Source organism: Psychrobacter sp. 1U2 (assembly GCF_051847575.1).
On the sequence record NZ_JBPYDC010000428.1, the window covers coordinates 1 to 1,100 of the forward strand.

Genomic DNA, 1,100 nt, shown 5'->3' on the forward strand with positions numbered 1-1,100 from the left:
TTAAGATCAAAAAAGAGGTAGAATAAAAACGTTCTACTTCATTCTCTTTGTTACTGCTCTATGCCGATAAATATTTATAACGACGAAAATGAGTATTATTAGAAAAGTCAGTAGCGTACTAAGATTGCTACTGATAGTCATAGTGATGTAAAAAGAAGGAGGGTATTAGTTTTGAGCAGTTAGGATAGCGGCTAGCAATATAATATCGTCAGGATAAGTAAGTTTGATGTTTTGACGACTGCCATCAACCAATCGAATAGGAAGGTTTAGATGCTCAAAAGCACTGGCTTCATCTGTAATCACCAGCTGATGTTCAGACACATAAGCCAATACTTGCTGCAATTGACCTAAGCGAAATACTTGCGGCGTTTGCGCTTGCCACATATGACTACGATCAAACGTACGTTTGATGTAAGAGTGCTGATTGTTTGTACTTACAGGTCTATCTGTGGGTTCATATTGATCGTTAGAGTCAGTAGACACTTTAAGGGTATCAGCCACAGGAGTGGCTAGAATCGCGCCATAAGGCTCCAGTATTGCCGCTTCAATCACTTTATCAATATCAGAACGTGGTACAGCAGGACGCGCAGCGTCGTGAATAAGAACCAGATCTGAGTCCTTAGCACCCGCGTTAGCAATAGCCTCTACGCCTGCTTGTACTGACTGCCAACGCTCGTTGCCACCTATAGCGTAATCTATAGGAAGCGCAAAATCTAAGATCTGTGCCGTGCTGTCATCTGCTGCTATAACCAATAAGCATTTATCAATATAGGTACTACTAGCAAGCCTTGCGACACTGTTTTGTAGTAGCGTCTGCCCTTGCAATTTTGTGTATTGTTTAGCGACAGATGCACCGAAACGGCTACCGCGACCTGCAGCGACAATCATCGCGTGTACACTAGGTTTAGTATTCATAACGTGCTACTCATGATTTAAGCCCATCACAACGTTGCTTAAAAAAGACAAAGCTTGAAAGTTATCAAAGAAATAAACAGAATCACCGTTATATAAGAAGGATTTGATGAAATATCAAAAAGCTACTGATGACTATGGGTGGTGGGTGCAGTTGATACTTGTACAAAGGTCTCGTTTGGCTTAAT

1 protein-coding gene is annotated in these 1,100 nt (G+C 41.3%); it reads right to left on the reverse strand.

The genetic code is table 11. The features are described from left to right. Positions 1-165: 165 nt before the first annotated feature. The gene (gene ispD, locus ACS8FD_RS16335; RefSeq protein ID WP_439260422.1) at positions 166-915 is read right to left on the reverse strand and encodes a 2-C-methyl-D-erythritol 4-phosphate cytidylyltransferase; all 750 of its coding nucleotides are present in this window, start codon (positions 913-915) and stop codon (positions 166-168) included. Between the last annotated feature and the right edge of the window lie 185 nt (positions 916-1,100).

Coding starts and splice junctions, on each gene's coding strand:
- ispD (WP_439260422.1), bottom strand. CDS start 915: ATGAATACTAAACCTAGTGTACACGCGATGATTGTCGCTGCAGGTCGC.